This window comes from Streptomyces luteolifulvus (assembly GCF_008806595.1).
GTDB classification, from domain to species: Bacteria; Actinomycetota; Actinomycetes; order Streptomycetales; family Streptomycetaceae; genus Streptomyces; species Streptomyces luteolifulvus.
The window spans coordinates 1-22,646 of record NZ_VZRB01000033.1; the positions used below are offsets into that span (position 1 = coordinate 1).

A 22,646-nucleotide genomic window follows, 5' to 3' on the forward strand; every position below is an offset into this window, starting at 1 on the left:
GACGATCACGTCCACCTTCTCGTCCACTACCCGCCGAAGGTCGCCCTGTCCAAACTCGTCAACAGCCTCAAAGGCGTCAGCTCCCGCTACCTGCGCGCGGAGTACACCGGCCGGATCAATCGGACCGGGACGGGCTCGGTGTTCTGGTCCCCGTCCTACTTCGTCGGATCCTGCGGCGGCGCACCCCTGAGCATCGTCAAGGACTACATCGAGAACCAGAAGCGCCCAGCCTGACCCTCACCACACAGGCGCAGAGAACTCCGGCGCTGCGCGCCTCCGGGCCGAAGATCGCATTCCCGCCCGGCCTGAAGGCCGGGATTCCCTACGAAGAACAACGGATGGAACGCTACTTCGGGTCGATCTGCGTATCGTGCACGTTCTTCGTCACCACGATCGAGTTCCGACCCAGGCTCGCACGTCAGCGGGACGACGCGGCGGCCAGGGGCCAGGTCGCCCGGGGAGCAGATCTTCGACGGGCTCCTGGTCCGACTCGACGAACAAACGGTCATGCGTCGCCACGTCGCCCCTGGGGAGGCGGTGCCGCTGCATCCGGAGGCGGTCGCGTTCGTCGGTTACCACGACTTCGACATCGACGTGCTCGCCGCCTATCGCTTCCCAGCCGCAGGAACTTTCCCTCCCGGGACGTGGCCAACCTCCGTCTCACAGCGCCGCTTGGCTCGGGCCCGGCACCTGAGAGGGGTTCCCCGGGCACGCGGTGGTCCGGCTGCTGTTCGGCAGTGCCGGCAACAGCGACGTTCCCGACTGGAGCACCAGCCCGCTGACGAGGCCCTCGCCGACCCCAACCGCGTCTTCCTGGGTCACGGGGCGCGATCGATCCGGTGGCGTCAATGGTCTGAACTGGGCCCGCTTTTCCGGCCCGAACAGGCCCCACTTCGGGGCTGGTGCGGCGATTGTTCCGGCTCGAAGTGGCCCCGGCTTCGGTCTGCTCCGAGCCCAACCTTCGCCGGGACGGCTCTGCCGGGCGACTCGCCGTGGGAGAGAATGCTGGGTATGACGAATTGAAGAACACCGGCCGCGCGGCAGCACTGGCGCAAGGTCGGGACCTGGAACACGGTCTCCGACGGGGACCGCCGGATCTGTGCCGCCTGCGGAACGCCCGTCCGCTCGTACCAGTACCGATTCCATCCGCCCGAGTCCTCCTTGTTCGAGCGGTGCGTCGGACTCGCCTGGTGTTCCAGTTGCCGGATCTACTCCGGCAACATGGTGCTCGTCCCGCGAAAGCGGGTCCTGGCCGACGCCCTCGCTTCGCTTCCCCTCGAACAACGGGAGAGGCTTGGACGTTCGGGAACACGGCTGATTGAGTTCCTGGAGCGCCAGGCCCGAGGGAACTGAGAGGGCATCGGCATCGCCGAAGGGTGTGGCTCACTCTGAGCGAGCGCCGGATTCGGGGCGCGTACCCGATGCGGTCAGGCCAGGGGTTCAGCGACGAGCTGGATGACATCTGCGGGCCCCGCTCGGAACGTTGGGCTGGCCGCATCGGCTTCGATCATGTGCGGGGTGGCGTCGTGTGCGGCAAGTGTCTCCTTCGACGACCACCGCTCGATGAGAACGAAGCGGTCGGGCTCGCCGCTCACCTGGTGCAGGTCGTATTGCAGGCATCCCGGTTCGGCTCGCACGATCGGCGCGAGACGCTCGTATGCAGCGATCTGTTCCCGGCCGCGGCCCGGGAGAGTAGTGATCAGGATGACGAGTTGTATCGGCTGTGACATGCCCTGGAGCCTACTTGGCGCCGACGCGTGAGCCGGGCATGTGACCCCTGAGAAGGAACCAGGCTCATCAGTATTTCCCCCGAGGTCGGGGGCCGCAGCCGAAGCCACCAGAAGCAACTACACTGCCGCGAAGTCGCCAGGCGACACAGCAACTGGCCGGAAAGGAACGGTGGGAGAGGCTATGGCAGGGGGGGATGGGGTCCTGGACCCGGCGCGGGGCAACCGGGCGGCAACGTACCGGGCGGTCAGGGCTGGGGCGCTCCGTACGGGCCGACGCCCAACGGCCCCAACGGCCCCGGCAGCCCTTATGGGCCCGGCAACGGCGGCAACCCCTACGGTCCGCCCGCCCCGAACCCGTACCAGAACCCGTATCCGAACGCGAGCCCTCACCCCTACGGCCCGCAGCTCGGCGCGCCCGTTCCGGCCGCACGCCGTCGCAGAAGCCTGTGGTACGTCTCGCCCGTCTTCCTCGCGGTCGCCGTTCTCCGCTCCGCACACCGCGTGGCCACCAAGCTCTTCGTGCACCACAGCGGGGACCGGATCGTGGACCGCACCGTGGACCGTGTCCAGGTGGCCCGCACCGTGCTCGGTGTGCTGGCCACCCTCGCGCTGATCCTGGTCTACGGCGTGGACAAGGACCGCTGGGGGAACGCGGCAGAGGAGGGCTTCGCCAACGCGATCGTCACGCCGCTCCTGCTGATCTGCACCGGGCCGCTGGCGCCCTCACCCACGCGTTCCGCTTCGCCACAGCAGGAGACGAACCGCCCGAGAACCACTACGGCGATTGGCGGCGCTCGGCGTTGGTCTCCTACCTCGGTTTCCCCAGCGGACTTCGCGACAAGCTGTTCGACCACGACTTCGGTGGCCCCACGATAACCATCACGGACGCTCAATTCGCGAGTAACCTCGAAGCGGCCAATACCTCGGAAGTCACGTTCTGCGAGCGCACCTGCACCGTGGTAAAACACCACAACGTCGAGCCATTCGATTACGGCCGCGACGAAGGCTCACCCGGCACCCCGGGCACAGGCGAAGTACCAGAGCCGCCTGAGCCACCCGAGCCGACCGTGCCGCCTTTGGGCACCAACGACATGAATCAGAACACCGATCTCCCCAATGCGCCGAAGCGGCTCGGTGACCTGATCGACCAGGTGCTCACCGACGCGCCCGGCTCAACCGTGGTGGTCGCCTCCCTCATCCCGTCCGTGAAGCAAGGGATGCAGCCCAAGATCGACGCGTTCAACGCGGCACTTCCCGGTGTCGTCGCCGAGAAGGAACAGCAGGGCAAGCTCGTAGTACTCGTCAGCATGGATGCCGTCAGTACTTCTGAGCTGGCCGATACATCCCACCCGAACGACGCGGGGTACAGGGACATGGCCAAGGCGTTCATGTCCGGAATCAACACCGCCTCCCGCAGGGGCTGGATTCAGGAGCCCGCTGGGCCCGAGGGGGATCCCAAGTCCTGCGCCGAGGGCTTTCAAGCAGGGCTCGGCGATGGCTGGAAGCCCATGGGCGTGATCGCGCCGGGTATGGGGGGGTCCGGCGGGCCGGATCGACTTGGTGCAGCTCAACGGCGACAACCGTGCCGACTACGTGAAGATCTTCCCGGACGGATCGGTGCGGGCCGCACTCAACACACGGAGCGCCGACGGTCGGATTCACTGGGTGGATCAGGGCATCATCGCCCCCGGCGTCGGACAGCCGGGCGAAGCCGTGCGCTTCGCCGACATGAACGGCGATGGGCTGGACGACTACGTCATTGTGGGCACCAAGGGATCCGTACGGGCGTTCCTGAACAAGCCGGCCGATGGGAAGTTCCACTGGGAAGCCACGGGCCGCATCTTCCCCTATCACCACGAGAAGGCGGTCGGTGACGAGACCGGGATCGAACTGGGCTGGGAGCGGGACGACGTGCGCCTGGCCGACGCCAATGGCGACGGCGTGGACGACTACCTGGTCGTAGGCCCTGCCGGCTCCATGGACGCGCACATACGCACGCCGAACACGACCAACTGGACCAAGATCGACACCTTCGCCGCCGGGACCGCAGCCGGGCCACGGGCGAGGATGCGGCTGGCCGACGTCAATGGCGACCGCAAGACCGACTACCTGGTCGTCGGCAGTGCCGGCGCCGTTCACGCCTACGTCAACCACATGGCGGGAATGTCCGACGGCAACTGGACGGAGCACAAGTACTTCGCACAGGAGTCCTTCTACCCCGACACCACCGTGGCTTTCCGCGACGTCACCGGTGACGGCAAGGCCGACTACCTCGTCATCCAGGGCGATCGAATACAGGCCTGGGAGAACCGGGGCGGAAACCACATGCCGTCCTGATCGGTCGGCCCCGCAGGCTGCGGCCCCAGCCACCAAGGGGCGGCGGCGTGCGGGGCCCAATCCCCGCTGAACGTGTCCGGCGAGGGGGCGTATTGAGGTGCGCGATCCACGATTTACAGTCCCGAGGTCCCCTGCTCTTTTGTGGTGTGGTCTAGGGAGCTGGTACGTCGTCCATGAACGTTGTCCCGGCGCTGCGGTACGCATCCACCTTGGCGGCGACCTGGGCCGGTGTGAGGACCTGGTTGGTGACGTGGAGGACGTAGTCGATCTGTTCGTCGTAGGAACGTGGCGTGGTCGAGGTCTGTGCGGCGAGGTCGATCAGCCACTGGTTGAAGTTGATCGACATTTTCCGCTCGGGCAGGTACTGGGCGTCGTGGGTGCCGAAGTGCTGCCCGTCGATGTAGTACTTGATGCTGTTGTTGTCGATGGTGAGTATCAGGTCGTGCCAGCCGGCGTAGCTGCGGCGTGCCTCGGTGTGCTGGTTGACGGCCTGCCAGGGATCTGGGTTGTACGTCTCCCAGGACGTGGTGTACAGGATGTTGCCGGGCTCGCCCCAGCCGCCGTTGGGGAGGTACTCGAAGTCGTACTCGGAGTAGTCGTCGGCCATGGGCGCCGTGAGGTCGTTGATGGTGAAGAACGTCTGCACCAGGTGGTCGCCGTCGGGCCCCGAGACGGGCGTGTCCGAGAACTTCACGCGCGCCGCGTAGGTCCCGTTCTTGAACTTCATGCTCTTGGTGACGACTTCGGTCTGCCTGGTGGTCTCGGCGGTGCCCGCGGTGGATGTCTGCAGGTTCATGACCGAGTTGCCCGAGACGGTGGGGAAGGTGACCTTGGACGGGTCCCAGGTCGCGCCGGGGACACCCGGGCCACCGGGGTTGGAGCGGACGTTCCAGCCATGGGCGGAGATCGCGGGGTCGGTGGACGACGTGTAATTGAAGTCGTCGAACAGGGTCTGGCCGCCAGCGGGGGGCGGGTCGGTGGGATCCGTCGGGTCGTTGCCTTCCGGAGCGGTTCCCCACACAGTGCTGCCGGCGAGCTGTGCGGTCACCTTGTTCCAGTCCGCGTACGAGGTCTGGGAGCCGTTGAAAGAGTAGTCGTCCGCCTGGTTCAGGGGCTGCCAGTTCGACTGGTAGAAACGCAGCTGCATGTCTGCGGTGTCGGTGCCCGGCGGAAGCGTTCCGGCGCCCGAGGTGAAGCCGATCTCCAGGTACCGGTCCGCAGTGGCGGTGGGATGGCTCAGCACGCCGAACGTACCGGTGATGTTGGCACAGCCCTTGACCGCCCAGGAACAGGCGAACCTGTACGAGGCGCTCGCCGCGTCGGCCTTGAAGTAGTAGCGCACCTTCACCTGGCTCAACTGGATCGTCGATGAACCGGTGTTGCGCACCTTCAGCCAAGGCTCGCTCTGATCGGCGGTGACCCCGCTCGCGCTGGTGCGGTACTGCACGGCGACACCATCGCCCCCGGCGGCGGTTGCCTTCATCGGAACGGCGGCCAGGGCGGTGCTGCTTAACAGCGCAGCCAGTGCCGGCGCCACACGGCGCCGGCCTGCAGAGGATCGGATTCTCATCTGCGGTTCCCTTTCGGAAGGACTCCCGCTTCCGCGGAAGAATCTGGGGTGTCCGGGCACGATCGGTCGCCGAAGGAAATGCCGGGCATCGAGCTCCGGCCCGTGCGGGCGGTCAGACGGCCGGCCGGACCAGGGCGTCTTCGGGGCAAGTCCATGGGATGCCTCTTCAGCGGTCGTGGGAGACGGGGGAGGGGAAGCGGCAGGAGTTAGCCTTTGACGCCCCGGATGCAGGTGCGGACGTCACGTGGCGCTGGAGTACGAGTACGAGGAGGACTACTTCCCGGCCCGAGTCCCTTCCGGCCGTTCGCCGGGGGAGGAACATCGGTGAGACCCGCGCGCAGCACCAGGACGCCGACGCCGAGCAGAGCGAGTGAGCGGCATTTCACGGTTCACCTTTGGAGGACGCGAGGACTGAAGGAATGCACACACCTGACCAGTCGGCTTGTCAGTGGCTTACCAGTCGGTCGGTGCTCGATAAAGTGGCATAGACCAATCCAGGCGTCAATCCCCTGTGCGCAGACGGGGCTTCTTGCCGGCATGTGCCTTTGAGTGGCTGGATCGCCCGGGGCGTTGACGGCTGTTCCCAGTTCCTCGGCTGACCAGTTATGGTCAGGCCTCATACCAGTGCCCGTCCCGACATGAACGAGAGCCCTGATGCAGTTCGACTCCGCCGCCCCCGGTGCGGTGCTCAAGCGCGAGCGGGTCCGTGACGCGATCCTCGAGCTCATCGAGGAACGGAGCCCCGGCGACGTCATCCCCTCCGAGCGGGCCTTGTGTGCGGAACTCGGCGTGTCACGGCCCACGTTGCGTGCCGCGGTCGACGAGCTCGTCGCCGCCGGGCTGCTGGTACGCGAGCACGGCAGGGGCATGTACGTCGCCGCCGAGAAGATCACCCAGGAACTCGTCTCCGACCGTCAAGCCTTCAGCCTCCCGCCTGCCAAAGGAACGTGGACCAGCCGCCTGCTGGAGTTCTGCACCCTGCCCGCCGGAGCCCGGGTGGGCCGCAGACTGCGCATGTCGCCGGCGGCGTCGATCCGTTATGTGGCACGACTGCGGCTCGTCGACGGCTCACCCGTGGCCATAGAGCACCTCCACCTTCCGGTCGACCTGGTACCTGACCTGACCAGTGACGAACTGGCAAACGGTGACCTGTACGAGCACCTTCGCGTACAGCACGGCGTTCACGTCAGCGAAGCCGTGCAGTCCATCGAACCCACCGTCGTCACCCGCGCCGAAGCCGATCTGCTCGACGTACCGGAACTGTCCCCCGCCCTGCTCTTCGAACGCCTTACCACCGATGTCCGCAACCGGCCGGTGGAATACGTCCACTCGATCTACCGTGGGGACCGCTACCGCATCGTCTCCCGGCTCACCCTCGGCCCGCGCGCCGCTCCGCCGCCGCCACGTGAGGGCCACCACCCGGGCATCCCTCCCGGTGACTTCACACACGGCGACCCGGTCACCTTCTCCGCACACGGCGTGGTGCAGGACGACTTCTGACCGGCCGGCGCACGAGCCCGGTGCACCACCGGTCCGCCTCTCAGCGGCCGCTGGATACAGGTGCCGAGCACGGACCACCTGCATTCCGTCATGCACGGGCCGGTGGGCACCGGCTGTTCGGCCCGGATGCACCTCCCGTCGTCGATCCATCTCATTGGGTTAATCGCCCGCTGATCACTAGTGTGCGCTCGTGCTGACGTACGACGAACTGACGCCGACGGAACGTGAGTTGTGGGACGCCTTTCCCGCGGGACGCTGGGTGGACCTGCGCACCGGCTCGTCCGCTGAGGACGATCCAGCCGGGGGCGACGGTTGGGGAACGGACCGTTCAGTGCGGGCCACCGTGGTGACCGGGCTATTGCTGAAGGGCAATGACCGTTCCACGCATGCGGTTGCCGCGCTGCGGCTCGCAGGGGCGCGGATCACTGGACGCATCGACCTGGAGGGGGCGGAGGTCTTGAGCCCCCTCTGCCTCGACGGTTGCTGGCTCGAAGAGCAGGTCCGGCTCGCCGGGGCATCGACCCGGATGATCCGGATGACTGGTACCCGGGTACCGGGTATCGACGCCAGGTCGGCCCGGATCGACGGCCAGTTCAATCTCCGTCGCGCGCTGGTCGAGAACGGCAGGATCACTGTCGTCAACGCTCGGATAACCGGCGAGTTCGACCTCTGCGGCGCGAGTCTGCGGCCACCGGAACACTCGGAAGCATTGAACGCCAGCGACGCCATCGTCGAAGGTGCCCTCCTGTGCAGGGACGGGTTCGTCGCGCACGGGCAAACCGTACTCCTGGGCGCTGAACTGCGCACCGGCATCCTCATGGAAGGCGCGCGGCTGGAGAGTCCCGACGGCAGCGCCTCCGTGCTCGCGGACCGTGCGACCTTCGGGTGTCTGCTCGCCACCGAAGCCATTGCGCAGGGCACGGTACGCCTGCGAGGCGTTCAGGTCGGTGACCTGATGACGTTCGAGGGCGCCACCCTTGCCGATCCCGAACTGGCCCTGGACTGCACACGCCTCCAAGCCGGTGACCTCGACGTGCGGTTCGGCGCTCTGCCCTCTGGAGCGCTGGATCTGCGGGACGCCCGGGTCGGGGTCCTGCACGACACCGAGTTCAGCTGGCCGCAGGAGATACGGCTCGACGGGTTCACGTACAACGCCATCGACACCACGGACGGCGCCGTCTGGGACACGGTGGGCGGCCGGATCGCCTGGATCCGCCGCTCCCGGGGCTACGCCCCGCAACCGTACGAACAACTCGCGGGCTGGTACCGCCAGGTCGGCCATGAGGCCGACGCGCACCGGGTCCTCCTGGCCAAGCAACGCCACCGACGGCGCACCGTGCACCCGACCGCACGGGCATGGGGGTACCTGCTGGATGCCACCGTGGGTTATGGCTGTCGCCCGTGGTTGGCGGGCATGTGGCTGGTGGCACTGACCGCGATCGGTTCGACGGTGTTCAGTGCGAACTCACCGGCCGCGACGAAGCCCGGAGAGGGGCAACCGTTCAATCCGGTCGCCTACACCCTCGACTTGTTGATTCCCATCGGCGGCCTGGGCCAGCGCGAGGCGTGGCACTGGACAACCCCGGGCACACAGTGGCTGGCGTATGTCCTGATCGCCGCAGGCTGGATGCTCACCACGGCCGTCGTCGCAGGCATGACCCGAACCCTGAACAAGATTAGCAGGCGGACCAGGGACTCGGCGAGGCGACCACCTGACCGACGTCGGCGGGAGGGGAGGCGCCGTGCGCAGGTGCGACGGACAAGTGCGTTGGGGTTCATGGGAGTTCCCCAGACGGCGCGGCCCTCGCTGAAGAGCGCTCACGGGTGACGCTGGCTCTTGCGGTTCAACTCGGTGTGCTCGCTCAGGGGAGACGATTACATCGTTGGAAGAAGCCTGTCACCCCTTCCGTCCGAAATCTCTTCAGCGCCGTCCCAGTGTGCTCTCCCGCTCCACGAGGCTGAATTCCGCGGTGAGTTCGCGTCCGCCGGGCTCCGTGTCGCCCGACAGGCTGCGCAGCAGGGAGGCGACGGCCATCGTGGCGATGGCCTGCTTGTCGGGCGAGATGGTGGTCAGCGTGACCGACCCGAAGCGCCCCTCGGCGATGTCGTCGAAGCCCACCACCGCCACGTCCCAGGGCACCCGCAGACCCCGCTCGTGCAGCACCCGCATCGCCCCGATCGCGATCAGGTCGTTGAACGCGAAGACAGCGTCCGGACGCACGCCGGAGTCGAGCAGCTCGGCCATCGCCCGCGCCCCGTCGTCCCGGTCCCAGCCGCCGACCGGCACCACCAGGTTGTCCGGCGCGGGCACGTTGGCCGCCGCCAACTCCTCGCGCCACCCGGCCAGTCGGAGGTGGGCGGGCCGGTTCGCGGAGTCCGTGCGCGCGCCGAGGTAGGCGATCCGGGTGCGGCCGCGGCCGAGCAGATGACGGACCGCGCACCGGGCGGCCGCCACGTTGTCGATGGCGATGTGGTCGTAGGGCAGGTCGTACTCGCGCTCGCCGAGCAGCACCAGCGGCACGTCGTCGGAACGGCCCTTGAGGTCCTCGGCCTCCAGCTCCAGCGGGCTGAGGATGAGTCCGTCGATCACCCGGGCGCGAAAGCCCTGGCTGACGAGGATCTCCTGCCGTCGCTCGCCGCGCGTGTGGTCGAGCAGGACGGTGAGCTCGTGCTCGACCGCCGCGTCGATCACCGCCCCGGCCAGCTCGGCGAAGTACGGGTTGCCGAGCTCGGGAACGGCCAGCGCGATGATGCCCGTACGACCCTTGCGCAGATGACGCGCGGTCAGGTTCGGCCGGTAGCCGAGCTCGTCGATGGCCGCCTGTACCCGGGCCCGCATCGCCGGGGTGACGTGGGGATAGTTGTTCACAACGTTGGACACGGTCTTGATCGAAACGCCCGCGCGTTCCGCCACGTCCTTCAGGCTGACCCGCAAGGGATCTCCTCAGCGTCGATGGATGCCCCGTCGCCGGAGCCTATGTCGTGACTCTGGACAGCGGCCGTAAGGCGTGCTCTCATGCCAACTGCCGTTCTTTCCAACGTTGTACAGACTGAAGCAACGAGCCGCCACCCTTCCTCAGCCAAGGAGGATTCGTGCGCATCAGACCGCTTCGACAACGCTTAGCCCTGCTGCTCGCCGCGGCATTGGGCGCCGTGGGACTCGCCGCGACACCCCTCGCGAACGCGGCCGACGACCCCGCGGAGATCCACGGGCTCAAGGGCGAGTACTACACCCAGTCGGCCCCCGGCGCCTTCGACTTCCACGAGCTCAAGGCCACCGGATTCGACCCGAACCTCGACTTCGACACCCTCGAGCCGCGCCTGAACTTCGCGACCGGCCGGTCGGACGACGTCAGCGTCCGCTGGACCGGCAAGATCGTGCCGGAGAAGACCGGCCCCACCACCTTCTCGATCATCGGCGACAACGGCTTCCGTCTCTGGGTCGACGGCAGACTCGTCATCGACCACTGGGTCGACGACTGGGAGCGCGAACAGACCGGCCAGCCCGTCGAGTTGACCGCCGGCAAGGCCTACGACATCAAGATCGAGTACTTCGAGCACTACGGAGGCTCCAACCTCCATCTGCGCTGGACCCCGCCGGGCGGCGATAGGACCGCTGTCCCGCAGTCCGCCTTCCGGCTGCCCGACGGCTTCGACTACGACGGGGCCATCGCCACCACCGTCATCGCGGACGGCCGCACCCTCAGACTCGACTTCGCGCAACCGCTCACCGCGCCCCCGGTCGGCCTCACCGACCACATCGACGCCGTGATCGGCGGCGCGGCCTGGCCGCTGGACCAGGCCAGGCTGGATGCCGCCGACCCCAAGACACTGCTGATCACGCTCAAGGAACCCGTCGTCGGCAACAAGACCGGCACCGCCCCCGGCCTCGCCGACGTCCGCTACGACGGCAAGGGCGGCCTGACCGGCACGGACGGCAGTACGGTCAGCGCCTTCTGGAGCAGCGGCGCCAACCGCTCCACCTACGAGCTGCGCACCAAGTGGGCCGACGAAGTCGGCCCGCACAACGCCCACCCCGAGTACCCCAGGCCCCAGCTCACCCGCGAGTCCTGGCACAACCTCAACGGCTCCTGGCAGTTCGCCCCCGCCAAGGCGGGGGAGCAGCCCCCGGTGGGCAAGAACCTCGGCGAGAAGATCCTCGTCCCCTACCCCGTCGAGTCGCAGCTCTCGGGGATCGAACGGCACGAGGACCGCATGTGGTACCGGCGCACCTTCACTGTCCCGGCCGACTGGAGGGTCGGCTCCGGCAAGCGCCTGCAGCTGAACTTCGGCGCGGTCGACTGGCAGGCCGAGGTCTACGTCAACGGCATCAGGGTCGCCGAACACCAGGGCGGCTACGACAAGTTCAGCGCCGACATCACCGACGCCCTCAAACCCGGCCGCACCCAGGAACTGATCGTCGGCGTCTACGACCCGACCGACGCCGCAGGCGGCGAGAATCCGCCGCTGGGCAAGCAGCGCCTGAACCCCAGCGGCATCTGGTACACCCCGAGCTCCGGCATCTGGCAGACGGTGTGGATGGAGCCGGTCGCCACCGACCATGTCAACCTGCTCAAGCTCACCCCCGACGCCGCCACGGGCACCGTCACGATCCAGCCGCAGGGCGTGCGCGACGGCCTTGCGGTCACGGCGACCGCCTACGACGGAAACCGCAGGGTGGCCACGGTAACCGGCCGCAGCGGCACGCCCCTCACGCTGCGCATCCCCAACGCGCGCCTGTGGTCGCCCGACGACCCGTTCCTGTACGACCTGAAGCTGCGCGTCGGCGCCGACCGGGTCGGCAGCTACTTCGGCATGCGTTCCATCAAGGTGGAGAAGGTGGGCGGCGTACCGCGCACCGTGCTCAACGGCAAACCCGTCTTCATGATGGCCACGCTCGACCAGGGCTTCTGGCCGGACGGTCTGCACACCGCACCGACCGACGAGGCGCTCGCGTACGACCTGAAGATGCACAAGGAGATGGGCTTCAACTCGGTCCGCAAGCACATCAAGGTGGAACCCGACCGCTGGTTCTACTGGGCCGACAAGCTGGGCCTGCTGGTGTGGCAGGACATGCCGGCGATGACGGCCGGCGTGACCCCCGGCGCCGCCGCCCGCGCCGAGTACGAGCGCGAGATGAAGCAGTTGATCGACGAGCACATCAGCAGCCCGTCCGTCGTCATGTGGGTCACCTTCAACGAGGGCTGGGGCCAGTACGACATGGCCCGCGTCGCCGACCAGGCCAAGGCCTGGGACCCCACCCGGCTGATCAACGGCCAGTCGGGGCTGAACCTCGGGGCCGACGGGGGCACCGGCGACATCATGGACGAGCACGGCTATCCGAGCCCGGCGCTGCCGCCCCGCCCCGACGGCGTACGGGCCCTGGTCAGCGGCGAGTACGGTGGCCTGGGTCTCGCGGTCCCCGGTAACGCCTGGTCGGTGCAGCAGTCGTACGTGGACGTCGACCCCTCGACCTACACGGACGACTACCTCGACAAGCTCGCCGAGGTCCACGCACTGGCCTGCCGGGGCAGCAACGGCGCGGTCTACACCCAGATCTCGGACGTCGAGGGCGAGCTCAACGGCCTGGTGACGTATGACCGCAAGGTGGTCAAGCCCGATGTCAAGCGGCTCAGGGCGGCCCAGCAGGCGCTGATCGACGACGCGTCACGGCCGACCCCGGCCGGTTGCGCCTGAGACCCGCTCGACCTGACACCCGCTCGACCTCGGCGAACGCCTCCCTGCGCCACGCCGAGCGCCCTGCGCTGACCCGAGAAGACCTGCGCTGACCCGAGAAGAGGCGCGGCCCGCCCGCCGTCCGAGCAGCGGGCGGACCGCGCCCCATCGCGAGGGGTCGTCGTGACGAAGCCCGGGCGCGACGGTAGAACCGTCAGAGTGTGCTTGTTGTTGCAAGATTATCTTCGCCTTCGAGCATGAACTTGCATATTGAGAGGGAGGTTCGACTTGACATGGCCAAGTCTGGTCGGTTTACTCCCGGGCATGCCGACCTTGTGCAGTCGGCGCGAGAGGTGCGCCCATCCGGTAGCTGGTACTGAGCTAGGAGTCCGGACCAAGTCGCCAGGATCTTGGCATCCGAGGCGGGGACGTGCCCACCATCCTCTGGAGCTCGAGCATGAGCTGCATGCGTGTTCTTTCCCGGAAGTACTTGGGTGTGCTGGCAGCGGGTAGCGCGGTCCTGGCCGGCGCGCTGCTGACCCCGGCAACCGCGTCTGCCGAGGCAGCTGCACCGCCCCCCGCCCACGCCGGCTTCGACTATCAGATCGGCGGCGCCTACACCCCGCCCGCCGGAGTCGGGGTCGTCAGCCGCGACCATTCGGCGCCCCCGGCTCCCGGCCTGTACAACATCTGCTACATCAACGCCTTTCAGGCGCAGCCCGGCGCCGAGGACGAGTGGGATGAAGACCTGCTGCTGCGCGACGACGAGGGCAACGTCGTCTACGACACCGACTGGAACGAAGCGCTGCTCGACATCAGTACGGGCGACAAGCGGCAGCGGATCGCCGCGAAGATCGGCAGCTGGATCGACGGCTGCCGCGACAAGGGCTTCCAGGCCATCGAGCCGGACAACTACGACAGCTACAGCCGCTCCAACGAGCTGCTGAGCTCTGCGGATGCACAGGCGTTCATCAGGCTTCTGTCGGAGCGTTCCCACGCCGATGGGCTGGCGATCGCCCAGAAGAACACTGTCGAGCTGGCGGCCGACCGCGCTGACAACGGGCTGGATTTCGCGGTCGCCGAGGAGTGCGGGATGTACGACGAGTGCGGTGAGTACACAGCCGCGTTCGGCGACCACGTCATCGTGATCGAGTACACCGACGAGGGCCTTTCGAAGGCCTGCGCCGGGTGGGGCGGCACGCTGAGCATCGTGCGGCGCGACCTCGACGTGGCACCCGTGGGCAGCAGCGGATACGTCCGCGAGACCTGCTGAGAACCTGTGTGGCCGGTGTGCCGGAAAGCGGCGCACCGGCCACGGTGTGCACCGGAAGGTCTCACCTACCGCGCATCTGCCTCGCTCAGCCCGGCGCCGTCGCCGCCACGGGCCACTGATGCCGCTCGAAATCTCCCGAAGGACGCCCGGTGATCCTCACCGTCACGCTCAATGCCGCACTCGACATCACCTACCACCTCCGCCGGCTTCGCCTCCTCGAGAGCAACCGTGTCGACGCTGTCGCTGCCCGGGCCGGCGGCAAGGGGATCAACGTCTCCAGGGTCCTGCACGCTCTCGGGCACGAGACCGTCGTCACGGGACTGGCCGGCGGGCCGACCGGCCACGTGCTACGCCATGAACTGGCGGCCGCTGGACTGAGAGACGAACTCGTCACGATCGAGGGCGAGACGCGCCGCACCGTCGCCGTCGTTGACGAAAGCCGCGGCGACACGACGATCTTCCTGGAACGCGGACCGGTGGTCACCGCCGCCGCGTGGGCGCAGTTCCTGCACCGCTACGAGCGTCTGCTTCCCCGGGCCGCCGCCGTCGTGCTCGCCGGCAGTCTGCCCGACGGCTTGTCCAACGACGCATACGCCGTGCTGATCCGCCGCGCCCGAACCCATCGTGTGCCCGTCGTCCTGGATGCAGACGGCGAGGCCCTGCGGGCAGGAGTAGGCGAAGCGCCGGCCGTCATCAAGCCGAACGCTGTCGAGCTCGGGGCCGCCAGCGGGAGCAGCGACCCGCACTCCGGGGCAGCAGCGCTGCGCGCGGCAGGCGCTCAGGCAGTGGTCGCCTCGCTCGGGCCGGACGGTCTCATTGCCTGTTCCCCGCAGGGAAGTTGGCGGGCGCGCCCGCCGCAGGCCCTGAGTGGCAACCCGACAGGCGCGGGCGACGCGGCCGTGGCCGCCCTCGCTCTCGGGCTGGTCGCCGGCGTCTCCTGGCCGGCCATGCTCGTCGAGGCGGTGGCCCTGTCCGCCGCAGCCGTCGCCGCGCCACTGGCCGGCGACTTCGACTCCACTGTGTATCGCCGTCTCCAGGAGACGGTCACGGTGGAGACTGTCGCCGCGTGTCCCGCCGATGTGGCGAGTGATGCACCGAACGGGGCTGCCGTCACGCAGCCATGAAACGCAAAGGACAGGCCGGACCGGCCGGTTGATGCCGGCCTCGTTTTCGTGGTGCGCGGTCGGACCGTGTACGACGTCGAAGGCGCCCACGCCGAGCACCGCGAAGGCCATGGCGATCTGGGCGAGGATGCTGCCGGCGAGCGGTCCGGTGACCTCGTAGGACTGGGGCCGGGCCATCCCTCCGGTGCTGCCGGTCAGGCCCCACCATTTCGCCCGGCGCTACAAGATCGGCCATTGCGTATCTGCCGCTCGGCGGGCTGGTCGACGTCGCGGCGGATGGTCGCAGCGGAAACGTCGGGCGCCGTCGCCGCCGCCTCGACCTCCACGCGGCGGTGCTTCACGAACAGCTCCAGGAGCGCCTGTCGGCGAGGGCCGCGTGACATCCGCACCCTCCGCAGTCCGTCCCTTCGATGCCTCACACACGTTCGGTGATGACCCGAGTCGCGACGAATGCTTGATTATGATTGAAACACCGCTATATCTTGCACGAACAATCATCACGACTACTGGGTGGGAGCCCGACATGAGCCATGTCGAAAAGGAACTGAGCAGTCAGCCCGAGTGCTGGGAGCGGGCTGCCGGGCTGTCGGCCGAGCACGGTCACGCGCTCGGTGACCGAGGTGAGCGGCTGGCCGTGGTCGGCTGTGGCACGTCCTACTTCATGGCGCAGGCCGCGGCCTGCCTGCGCGAGGCCGCGGGGCTGGGCGAGACGGACGCGTTCGCCGCCTCGGAGTTCCCCGTCGGCCGCAGTTACGACCGGGTGATCGCCCTGACGCGGTCCGGTACGACCACCGAGGTCCTCGACCTGCTGGCCCGGCTGCGTGGCAGCACCCGGACCACGGCGATCACCGCCGACCCGGACACTCCCGTCATGGAGGCCGCCGACGATCTTGTCGTGCTCGCCTTCGCCGACGAGAAGTCGGTGGTACAGACCCGTTTCGCCACCACCGCCTTCACCCTGCTGCGTGCCCACCTCGGCCTGCACTCCGAGGGGGCCGTCACCGACGTGCGCACCGCGCTCGCCGAGCCGTTGCCCGAAGGCCTCGTGGAGTGCGCCCAGTTCACCTTCCTGGGCCGCGGCTGGAGCAACGGCCTGGCCCAGGAAGCGGCGTTGAAGATGCGCGAGGCGTCCCTGTCCTGGACGGAGGCATATCCCGCGATGGAGTACCGGCACGGCCCGATCTCCATCACCGCCGCCAACACCGCGACCTGGATGTTCGGCAATGCTCCGGCCGGTCTCGCCGAGCAGGTCGAGGCGACCGGCGCACACTGGATCGAAGGACGCCTCGACCCGCTCGCCGAGCTGGTGCGGGCCCAGCGCCTGGCCGTGGCGGTGGCCGCCGCCCGGGGCCTGGACCCGGACCGGCCACGCCATCTGACCCGCTCGGTCGTCCTGACCACCCCCTGACCGGCTGGAAGAGGGAGCAAGACAGATGCCGCTTGTCTCAACGGGCGCCCTTGTCAGTCACGCCGCTGCCAAGCAGCGCGCCGTCGCGGCCTTCAACGTCATCACCCTGGAGCACGTCGAAGCCGTCATCGCCGGCGCCGAAGCCGCCAAGTCCCCGGTAGTGCTCCAGATCAGCGAGAACGCCGTCAAGTTCCGTCACGGACAGCTGCTACCGCTCGCCCGCGCCGCCGTCCACGCCGCCGAGGCCGCTGCTGTGCCGGTCGCCCTGCACCTGGACCACGTCACAGAGGACGACCTCCTGCGCCAGGCCGCGGATGCCGGATTCAGCTCGGCGATGTTCGACGCGGCCCATCTGCCCTACGAACAGAATCTGGCCGCCACACGGGCCGCCACCGACTGGGCACACACCCGTGGCCTGTGGATCGAAGCCGAACTCGGTGAGGTCGGCGGCAAGGACGGCCGACCGCCTCTGGATGCCCACGCACCCGGCGCCCGCACGGACCCCGACGAGGCACGGCGGTTCGTCGCCGACTCCTGTGTCGACGCACTGGCCGTCGCCATCGGCAGCTCGCACGCCATGACCTCGCGCACGGCCGCCCTCGACCACGTCCTGCTGACCCGCTTGGACGAGGCGCTTTCGGTGCCGCTCGTGCTGCACGGCTCCTCGGGCGTCCCCGACGAGGAACTGGCGGCAGCGGTCGCGGGCGGCATCGCCAAGGTCAACGTCGGCACGGCGCTGAACATCGTCATGACCGACGCGATCCGCCGGCACGTCGCCGACCGCCCCACTGAGGTTGACCCGCGCAGCTATCTGGCCGTTGGCCGCCAGGCCATGACCGACCATGTCACCCACCTGCTCGGAGTGCTGGGTGCGAGCGGCTGACGGGATCCTGCAGGCCAAAGCACGGCGCAGGCCCGGGGGCGCTGCTGCTTCTGATTCCGGCGTTTTCGCGTCAGTCGGCGGGATGCCTCTGCGGAGCTGGCATTCACCGTCGTACGGCCCGCCGATCGGCCGCACGCCGGACCGCCGGACGCCGCGCGAAGAGCCGGTACCTGGCGGCGACTGGTGGGTCGTGCGCGGCATATCGAGTTCTCCGAAGAAACAACTACAAATCGTGTCGTTTCGAACCCTTGACATGGCTATCCATGGCCGATTTACTCCCGTGCAACGCCGAAGTTCCGCACTCGGCGCAGAGGTACGCCCAGCCGGTAGCTGGTTTCTGCCAGGAGCCCGGACTGAGTCGCCAGGACCACCGTCGAGTGTCCGAGGCGGGGACGTGCTCACCATCTGCTGGAGCTCGAACCATGAGCCGCATTCTTGGGTCCTCCCGCAAGAAGCTGGGCCTCGGCGTAGCAGCCGCGTGCACGGTGAGCCTGACCGACTCGCTGCTGTTCCCGGCGACTTCACCGGCCGAGACAGCGGACTCGCCCATCGTGGCGATGAGGGCGCATCAAACTGTGCCGCCCCCGGGCCCGGCCAGGTTCGACTAGGCCGTTTCGGATGGCTCGTGGCCGGCCGCCCTACGCCCGGTCGGTTTCACGACCGGTCGGTTGCCGCGGGCCACCTCATGAGACGCCGATTGCCTCGGCAGGCGCGACCGTTCTGGGCCGGAAGACGGTTTCACAAGCCGTCGCAAGCGCCCAAGGCCACTCCGCCACCTGGGGCCGTACGCCGGGCATCGTCCAGCGCGACATGGCCGTCCCTGCCCACAGCAGCGGTACCTCCCCATGACCTGCTCCAAGCCCCGTGGGCAGTGCCGCTGAAACGCAGCCGAGCCCGGGGTGACGCAAGCCGACCAGGCACCCCGCGTGCACCGTCAGCACAATCTCCCACCATTCGTCCTGAATTCTGCAGCTATTCGTCCCGAATTCCCCCGGAGGTACATATGGATGCGGTCCCACACACCGCGCACCCCTCACGCCGCGGTGTGCTGCGCGCCGGCGGCGGCCTGGCACTTGCAGCAGCCGCGGGCGTGACCGCATCCGGCTGCGCGGCCGGCATTGATGACGGTGGCACTGCCGACGGCAAGGTCACCATCGAGATGTGGCACGGTCAGACAGAAACCGCGAAGAAGGCCTTGGAGAAACTGGTGGCCCGCTTCGAGCGCAGCCACCCCGACATCAAGGTCAAGCTGGGCGGCGGGGTGCTGGCCGACGCGATGCTGCAGAAGGTGACCGCCGGGCTGGCCGCCGGCTCCTACCCCGACATCGCCTACATCTTCGGCTCCGACCTGGCCAGCATCGCCGTGAGCCCGCAGGTCGCCGACCTCAGCGACACGGTTCGCTCCGGCCCCACCCCGTGGACGAACTACTGGGCCCCGGCCCGCGACGCCGTCACCGTCAAGGGCAAGGTGAGGGCCGCGCCCGCCCTGCTGGACTCCCTGGCCGTCGTGTGCAACAAGAAGCTGTTCCGCGAGGCGGACCTGCCCCTGCCCGCGGCGGGCTGGACCTGGCAAGACTTCCAGAACACCGCGAAGAAGCTGACCGACAAGGGCCGGGGCCGCTTCGGCACCGGCTGGCCCGGTGCCGGCGATGAGGACACGGTGTGGCGGCTGTGGCCGATGATCTGGGACCTCGGTGGGGACGTCATCGCCCCCGGCGGCAAGAGCATCGGCTTCGCCGACAGCGGGGTGCGCGCCTTTGAGGTGGTGGATGCCCTGGCCCGCGACGAGAGCGTCTACATCGATCCCAAGCCCGGCAGCGAGCAGATGTACCAGGTCTTCATGTCCGGCCGGATGGGCATGACCCTCACCGGCCCGTGGCAACTGCCCGACATACAACAGGCGAAAGTCGACTACCACGCCGTCCCGCTGCCCAGCTTCTCCGGCCGGCCGGTGACCATATCGGGACCTGACACCTGGACCGTGTTCGACAACGGATCCGCCCGGGAGCAGGCGGCGCGCACCTTCGTCAGCTGGATGATGCAGCCCGGACAGGATGTCGTCTGGGATGTGGAGGCGGGCAGTCTCCCGCTCAGCCGCCGCGCCCAGGACATGCCCGCCTGGCAGCGCAAGGCCGCCGACACGGAAGGCCTCGCGGTGTTCACCAAGGCACTGGAAACAGCCCGTGTCCGCCCCGTCCACCCGGCCTACCCGCAGGTTTCCAAGGCGGTCGGAGAGGCAGTGGTCGCGGTACTGCTGGGCCGCAGCACCCCCGCCAAGGCACTGCGGGCATGCGCCGACAGCGCCAACGCCGCTCTCGCCGTTCCGCGTTGAGGAGATCGACCCTTGTCACACCTGCCCGCCCCGATCACCGTCGCGCGGCCACGCCCGGCCCACCGCCGCAGCAAGCGCCGCAGCGAAGCCGCCACGGCCTGGACATTCGTCGCACCCTCCGTGGTGATCATTCTCGGACTGAGCGCGGTGCCCGTCGTCTGGTCACTGCTGCTGTCGTTCCAGACAAATGACCTGGTCACCCCCAGCCGCTGGAGCGGCCTGGACAACTACCGCGCCCTGGCCCAGGACCCGCACTTCAGCGAGGCCGTGCGCAACACCCTGCTCTATGTCGTGCTGTATGTGCCCCTGAGCATGGCATTGGGCCTGATGCTCGCACTCGCCCTGAACCGGCGCATCCGCCTGGTGGGCCTGTACCGCACCCTCATCTTCGTGCCGTTCGTGGTCTCGGCTACCGCGCAGGGCGTGCTGTTCTCCTTCATCCTCGACCCCGAGTTCGGCGCCGCCAACGCGGTGCTGCACCATCTGGGCATCTCCCCCCAGGGCTTCCTCACCGACCCCTCCCAGGCGTTGCTCGTCCTGGTGGCCATCACCCTGTGGAGCGGCACCGGCTTCTGCCTCGTGGTGTATCTCGCGGCCCTGCAGGATGTTCCGCCGTCCCTCATCGAGGCAGCGCTCCTGGACGGGGCCAACCGCCGGCAGGTGCTGCGCTACGTCACCCTGCCCACCCTGACTCCGGTCAGCGTGTTCCTGGTGCTGTGGCAGACCATCAACGCCCTGCAAGTCTTCGACCTCGTCTACGTCACCACCAAGGGCGGCCCGCTCGGCTCCACCACCGTGATCGTCTACTTCATCTGGGAGCAGGCGTTCAAGAACGGCGCCGCCGGATACGGAGCCGCCGCAGCCTATGTGCTGGCCGTGGTCCTCGGCCTGACGGCCGGAATCCTGCGCATCGTCCGCCGGCGCGAGCGCCGCAGCCTCGAAGGAGCCACCGCATGACGGCGACCGCAGCCCCGCCGTACGCCGCACCCACCGTCGCGGCCGGCCTGCCCGGGCCCCAACGACGCCGGCGACGGCTGCCTTTCAGCCCCTGGCACCTGCTGCTCGTCCCACTCGCCCTCGTCTTTGCCGTACCCCTGATCTGGCTGCTGCTCAGCTCGGTGATGAGCAATGCGGAGATCAACCGCTTCCCACCGGCGCTGTGGCCCTCCCACATCGACCTCGGCGGCTACCGCTACGTACTGGGCAACGCGATGTTCCCGCGCTGGTTCGCCAACTCCCTGATCGTCTCGGTGGCGACGGTCGTCGGAAACCTCGTCCTCGGCACGCTCGGGGGCTACGCCTTCGCCCGGATGCGGTTCACCGGCTCGAAGCTGCTGCTCGGTCTGATGATGGCCACCATGGCCATCCCGTTCCAGCTGACGATGATCCCGACGTTCCTGGTGATGAAGCAGCTCGGCCTCATCGACACCCTCGGCGCACTGATCGTGCCCTCGCTGGTCACCCCGTTCGCAGTGTTCCTGCTGAGGCAGTTCTTCCTTTCACTGCCCCGCGAGCTGGAGGAGGCCGCCTGGATCGACGGCTGCTCGCGGCTGCGGGTCCTCTGGCAGATCGTGCTGCCGCTGTCCCGCCCCGCCCTGAGTACGGTGGCCGTGCTCACCTTCCTGAGCACCTGGAACGACCTCACCTGGCCGCTGATCGCCATCAACCACGAGCCCCAGTACACGCTTCAGCTCGGCCTCACCACCTTCCAGGGACAGCACCACACCCAGTGGGCCGCAGTGATGGCAGGCAACGTGATCACCGTGCTGCCCGTGCTGCTCGCCTTCCTGGGCGCGCAGAAAGCCTTCATCCGGTCCATCACATCGAGCGGCCTCAAGGGCTGAATCCGACGCGGTGGCTCCCTTGCGCTCACCGCTCGACCGTACGCTCGTACTCATCAGGAAGCTGCATGCTGAACCCCTTCGACCTGCTCGTCATCGGGGACGCCAACCCCGATGTCATCCTCGGTCCCCTCGACACCCAGCTTGCCTTCGGCCAGCGCGAACAACTCGTCTCCGACGGCACACTCACGCTCGGGGGCTCGGCAGCGATCGTGGCGTGCGGCGCCGCCCGCCTCGGGTTGCGGGTGGCGTTCGCCGGCCGCGTCGGTGACGACGACGCAGGCCGCTACATAGGCGACACCCTGGCGGCCCACGGCGTCGACACTCAGGGCCTGCACCTGGACCCGGAACTGTCCACCCCACTGACCGTGATCCTGACCCGGGACCAGGACCGCGCCATCGTCACCGCCCCCGGCACTCTGGCCGCCACCACAGCGGACGACATCCCAGAGAGGCTGCTGGCCTCCACCCGTCACGTCCATACCGCCTCCTACTTCCTGCTGCCGCAGCTCGCCAAGGCCCTGCCGGAGGTGCTGCGCACAGCACACGAACACGGTGCGACCACGTCCCTGGACACCAACGACGACCCCACCGGATCGTGGGATGCGCCCGGCCTGGACGCCGTCCTGGCTCATGTCGACTACCTGCTGCCCAACGCCGCCGAGGCCCAGCACCTGGCGGGCCTTGACGTCCCGGACGCTCGCAAGGCGGCTGAAGTGCTCGCCGCCCGCGGCCCGGTGACGGCGGTCAAGATGGGGGCCGAGGGGGCCCTGTGCCACGACGGCACACGCCTGCTCACCACCGGCGGCATCCGCGTCCAGCCCGTCGACGCAGTGGGCGCCGGCGACAGCTTCGACGCGGGCTTCATCGTCGGCATCCTGGCCCGCTTCACCCTGACCGAGGCCCTGCAACTCGCCGCCGTCTGCGGCGCCCTGTCCACCCGTGCCCCCGGGGGCACGACCGCTCAGCCCA

At 68.4% G+C, this 22,646-nt stretch carries 17 protein-coding genes and 2 pseudogenes; 15 read left to right on the forward strand and 4 right to left on the reverse strand.

What is annotated here, in order from left to right; all coding sequences use genetic code 11:
• A partial coding sequence (gene tnpA / locus F7R91_RS32975) for an IS200/IS605 family transposase (protein ID WP_150955452.1) occupies positions 1 to 234 on the forward strand: 234 nt, incomplete at its 5' end.
• A gap of 1,193 nt (positions 235 to 1,427) precedes the next feature.
• Here the strand turns inward: tnpA and F7R91_RS32985 are convergent.
• Positions 1,428 to 1,730 carry a putative quinol monooxygenase gene (locus tag F7R91_RS32985; protein ID WP_150955455.1) on the reverse strand — a complete coding sequence of 101 codons (303 nt, stop codon included), beginning with the start codon at positions 1,728 to 1,730 and terminating at the stop codon, positions 1,428 to 1,430.
• A gap of 194 nt (positions 1,731 to 1,924) precedes the next feature.
• On the opposite strand from F7R91_RS32985, the pseudogene F7R91_RS44405 reads away from it, so the two are divergent.
• Together F7R91_RS44405 and F7R91_RS32995 are read left to right on the forward strand one after the other, a co-directional pair.
• A pseudogene (locus tag F7R91_RS44405) lies at positions 1,925 to 2,587 on the forward strand (hypothetical protein); the annotation flags it as partial.
• Between the two features lie 703 nt (positions 2,588 to 3,290).
• Positions 3,291 to 4,067 carry an FG-GAP repeat domain-containing protein gene (locus tag F7R91_RS32995; RefSeq protein WP_225320921.1) on the forward strand — a complete coding sequence of 259 codons (777 nt, stop codon included), beginning with the start codon at positions 3,291 to 3,293 and terminating at the stop codon, positions 4,065 to 4,067.
• A 151-nt stretch (positions 4,068 to 4,218) separates the two neighbouring features.
• Here the strand turns inward: F7R91_RS32995 and F7R91_RS33000 are convergent, their stop codons facing one another.
• Positions 4,219 to 5,637: a cellulose binding domain-containing protein gene (locus F7R91_RS33000; protein ID WP_150955463.1), complete on the reverse strand. Its 1,419-nt coding sequence runs from the start codon at positions 5,635 to 5,637 to the stop codon at positions 4,219 to 4,221.
• Between the two features lie 654 nt (positions 5,638 to 6,291).
• On the opposite strand from F7R91_RS33000, the gene F7R91_RS33005 reads away from it, so the two are divergent.
• Together F7R91_RS33005 and F7R91_RS33010 are read left to right on the forward strand one after the other, a co-directional pair.
• Positions 6,292 to 7,137, forward strand: coding sequence for a GntR family transcriptional regulator (locus F7R91_RS33005; RefSeq protein ID WP_150955466.1), 846 nt, complete (start codon positions 6,292 to 6,294; stop codon positions 7,135 to 7,137).
• 190 nt (positions 7,138 to 7,327) lie between these two features.
• Positions 7,328 to 8,965 (forward strand): oxidoreductase, encoded by a 1,638-nt coding sequence (locus F7R91_RS33010; protein ID WP_225320911.1) that lies wholly within the window; start codon positions 7,328 to 7,330, stop codon positions 8,963 to 8,965.
• Between the two features lie 93 nt (positions 8,966 to 9,058).
• On the opposite strand, the gene F7R91_RS33015 is transcribed toward F7R91_RS33010, so the two are convergent.
• Entirely contained in the window at positions 9,059 to 10,072 is a 1,014-nt protein-coding gene (locus F7R91_RS33015) for a LacI family DNA-binding transcriptional regulator (protein ID WP_150955468.1), read from the reverse strand.
• 158 nt (positions 10,073 to 10,230) lie between these two features.
• Between F7R91_RS33015 and F7R91_RS33020 the strand changes: the two genes are divergently transcribed.
• The 3 genes from F7R91_RS33020 (at position 10,231) to F7R91_RS33030 (ending at position 15,210) form a co-directional block, all read left to right on the forward strand.
• A complete protein-coding gene (locus tag F7R91_RS33020; RefSeq protein WP_150955473.1) occupies positions 10,231 to 12,834 on the forward strand; it encodes a PA14 domain-containing protein in 2,604 nt (867 codons plus the stop codon).
• Between the two features lie 445 nt (positions 12,835 to 13,279).
• Positions 13,280 to 14,086: an endo alpha-1,4 polygalactosaminidase gene (locus F7R91_RS33025; protein WP_225320912.1), complete on the forward strand. Its 807-nt coding sequence runs from the start codon at positions 13,280 to 13,282 to the stop codon at positions 14,084 to 14,086.
• A gap of 149 nt (positions 14,087 to 14,235) precedes the next feature.
• On the forward strand, positions 14,236 to 15,210 hold the full coding sequence (locus F7R91_RS33030) for a 1-phosphofructokinase family hexose kinase (RefSeq protein WP_150955478.1): 975 nt from the start codon (positions 14,236 to 14,238) through the stop codon (positions 15,208 to 15,210).
• 24 nt (positions 15,211 to 15,234) lie between these two features.
• Here the strand turns inward: F7R91_RS33030 and F7R91_RS33035 are convergent.
• Positions 15,235 to 15,593, reverse strand: a pseudogene (locus F7R91_RS33035) (DeoR family transcriptional regulator); the annotation flags it as partial.
• A 140-nt stretch (positions 15,594 to 15,733) separates the two neighbouring features.
• Here F7R91_RS33035 and F7R91_RS33040 point away from each other — a divergent pair.
• From F7R91_RS33040 to F7R91_RS33070, 7 genes are all read left to right on the forward strand, one after another.
• Positions 15,734 to 16,618, forward strand: a complete 885-nt coding sequence (locus F7R91_RS33040) for an SIS domain-containing protein (RefSeq protein ID WP_150955481.1) — start codon at positions 15,734 to 15,736, stop codon at positions 16,616 to 16,618.
• A 25-nt stretch (positions 16,619 to 16,643) separates the two neighbouring features.
• The gene (locus F7R91_RS33045) at positions 16,644 to 17,501 is read left to right on the forward strand and encodes a class II fructose-bisphosphate aldolase (RefSeq protein ID WP_150955484.1); all 858 of its coding nucleotides are present in this window, start codon (positions 16,644 to 16,646) and stop codon (positions 17,499 to 17,501) included.
• Between the two features lie 422 nt (positions 17,502 to 17,923).
• Positions 17,924 to 18,109, forward strand: coding sequence for a hypothetical protein (locus F7R91_RS33050; RefSeq protein ID WP_150955487.1), 186 nt, complete (start codon positions 17,924 to 17,926; stop codon positions 18,107 to 18,109).
• Between the two features lie 395 nt (positions 18,110 to 18,504).
• Entirely contained in the window at positions 18,505 to 19,833 is a 1,329-nt protein-coding gene (locus F7R91_RS33055; protein WP_150955490.1) for an ABC transporter substrate-binding protein, read from the forward strand.
• A gap of 12 nt (positions 19,834 to 19,845) precedes the next feature.
• Positions 19,846 to 20,790, forward strand: a complete 945-nt coding sequence (locus tag F7R91_RS33060; RefSeq protein ID WP_150955493.1) for a carbohydrate ABC transporter permease — start codon at positions 19,846 to 19,848, stop codon at positions 20,788 to 20,790.
• A complete protein-coding gene (locus F7R91_RS33065) occupies positions 20,787 to 21,677 on the forward strand; it encodes a carbohydrate ABC transporter permease (protein WP_150955495.1) in 891 nt (296 codons plus the stop codon). The genes F7R91_RS33060 and F7R91_RS33065 overlap by 4 nt, the downstream gene beginning before the upstream one ends.
• 65 nt (positions 21,678 to 21,742) lie before the next feature.
• The coding region (locus F7R91_RS33070) for a carbohydrate kinase family protein (protein WP_225320913.1) at positions 21,743 to 22,646 on the forward strand (904 nt) is incomplete at its 3' end.